1 protein-coding gene is annotated in these 2,912 nt (G+C 40.2%); it reads left to right on the top strand.

Going from position 1 to position 2,912, the window contains the following annotated elements:
• The coding region (locus CP370_RS08940; protein WP_143467874.1) for a DUF1542 domain-containing protein at window positions 1-2,619 on the top strand (2,619 nt) is incomplete at its 5' end.
• Between the last annotated feature and the right edge of the window lie 293 nt (window positions 2,620-2,912).

Below are 2,912 nucleotides of genomic sequence, written 5' to 3'. Positions count from 1 at the left end.
GCCAAGAACAGCAATGATCCAAGTGCAGTAGCAACAGCTACAAAACACTTGCAAGATGCTCAAAGCGGTTTGAATGGCAATAGCAATTTAGCGAAGGCTAAGGATCAAGCTGACCAAAATATTGATGACGTAGCAAAAGCCGCAAAGCAGGCAATTGAGAATACTAACGGTATTACTGAAAGTGAGAAACAAGCTGCTCAGGGCCAAGTTGATGCCGATGCTCAGGCCGCTAAGGAAGCTATTGGTAAGGCTGATTCTAATCAAGCTGTTACTGATGCAGTCAACAACGGAACTGTAGCAATCAACAAGGATGATGCCAATGCCGCAATTGATGGAGCACTGGCTGAAAAGAATAATTCAATTGATGATGCTCCTAACCTGACTACTGAAGAAAAGCAAGCTGTGAAGGACCAAGCTAAGACAGAAGCAGATAGTGCCAAGACTGCCATTAGCAATGCAAAAACTGTCGGTGATGTTGCATCAGCTAAGAAGAATGGTGTTGATAACATTAACAACATTAATGTTCCTACTACTTCTGCAACTAAAGATGCTGCTAAGGATGCCATTGCTCAAGCTGCTAAGACTAAGGACGATGCAATCGATGCTTCAGACTTAACTGCTGAAGAAAAGGCTGATTTGAAGAAGAAAGTTGCTGGTGAAGTTCAAACAGCTAAGGGCAATATTGATGCTGCCACTAAAGACACTGATGTTGAATCAGCTAAGAACACTGGTGTTGGAAAGATTAACGACATTAATGTTCCAACTACTTCTGCAACTAAAGATGCTGCTAAGGATGCCATCGATCAAGCTGCTAAGACTAAGGACGATGCAATCGATGCTTCAGACTTAACTGCTGAAGAAAAGGCTGATTTGAAGAAGAAAGTTGCTGGTGAAGTTCAAACAGCTAAGGGCAATATTGATGCTGCCACTAAAGACACTGATGTTGAATCAGCTAAGAACACTGGTGTTGGAAAGATTAACGACATTAATGTTCCAACTACTTCTGCAACTAAAGATGCTGCTAAGGATGCCATCGATCAAGCTGCTAAGACTAAGGACGATGCAATCGATGCTTCAGACTTAACTGCTGAAGAAAAGGCTGATTTGAAGAAGAAAGTTGCTGGTGAAGTTCAAACAGCTAAGGGCAATATTGATGCTGCCACTAAAGACGCTGATGTTAAGACAGCGCAAACTAATGGTGAAAAAGCTATTAATGCTGTTGAAATCCCTGCTTCAGTTTCTAAGACTGATGCCATTAAAGCAATCAATGCTGCATTAACAGATAAGAAGGCTAAACTTAACGGTACTAACTTAACTGATGAAGAAAAAACCGCAGTAATTAACAAAGCACAAAAGCTTGCTGATGACGCAATTGCTAACATTAATAAAGCAACAACTAACGATGCAGTAAACACTGCTAAGGAAAATGGTGTTCAAGCTATTAAGAACATGACAATTCCTACAGTTTCAGATGTTAAGAAGAACGCTAAGGATGCCATTGATAAAGCTGCTAAGACTAAGGACAATGCAATCGATGCTTCAAACTTAACTACTGAAGAAAAGGATGCTTTGAAGAAGAAAGTTGCTGGTGAAGTTAAAATAGCTAAGGACAATATTGATGCTGCCACTAAAGACGCTGATGTTACTACAGCGCAGACCAATGGTAAAAAGGCTATTAAAGCAGTTGAAATTCCAACATCTTCTAAGACCAAGAATGACGCTAATAGTGATCTCGATAACACAGCTGCTGCTGTTAAGCAGGCTATCGATAAAACTTCAGGTTTAACTGATGATCAAAAGAAAACAGCAAAGGATCAAATTGACCAAGCTGTTGATGATGCTAAAGAAAACATCAAGAATGCTTCTGATAACAAAGGTATTGCAGATGCAACGGATGCAGGTAAGCTCGCAATCGACAAGGTAAGTGCAAAGGCTGCAATTGATGCAGCAGTTGCCGCTAAGAAGAGCAAAATTGCGAAGGCGCCATTAACTTCTGAAGAAGCCAAGCTTTTAAACAACTTGGTAGATCAAGAAGCTGACGCTGCAAAGGACGCTATTGATGCCGCTACTACTAATGCGGTTGTTGAAGCTGCCAAGAATAATGGTGTTGAAACGATTAACAACATTAATGTTCCTGCTACTTCCGCAACTAAAGATGATACCAACAAGGCAATTGATGATGCTTTAGCTAAAAAGATTGAAGAAATCAACAATGCTAACTTAACTGATGACCAAAAACAAAGCCTTATTGATCAAGCTCAGAACGCAGCTAACCAGGCTAAGGAAAACGTTCGGAGTGCTTCCACTGATGAAGACGTTCAAACTGCTAAGAACAATGGAATTGCAGCTATTAACGGAATTACTGTTAAGAGTAATTCAGTCGATGACCAAGATAATTCTGCAACTAATGAAGGGAACGGTAACCAAGCTGGTCATATTCAAAGTGATAACTCCAGTGACGTTACAAAGCATAGTTCTACTCAACAGTCTGGTAATGAAAAAGATAAATTACCACAAACTGGTAACGAAATACAACGTGGTGCAGGCTTGGTTGGCTTAGCCATTGCAGGCTTAGCTATTTTGTTGGGCAGTGCCGGATTCCGTAAAAAGCGGGATTAAGCAACTACTCAAACCGTCGTAGCAAATTCATAACATAAATAAGGCCCAAGGACTTGCATGAGCAGGTCCTTGGGTCTTATTTGGTTTTCAGCTTGCATAATAAGGTAAGCAGTCGGTATCCACACGTCTAGAATTTGTAATTGAATCCTCCTATGCTGGAATTACCAGTGAAGGAGGATATTTTTTATGAATCATAATAACGATATTGTTGAAGCTAACGTAAGCGTCATATAACCGAGTATCTGTTTTAGCCTTCATTTTTCAGGTATTCTAATCTCATCAATTTAATGGAG

Origin of the sequence: Lactobacillus sp. UMNPBX19 (assembly GCF_002553805.1) — a bacterium.
Classification (GTDB): Bacteria; Bacillota; Bacilli; order Lactobacillales; family Lactobacillaceae; genus Lactobacillus.
This window is presented reverse-complemented; position numbering and strand designations above follow the sequence as displayed.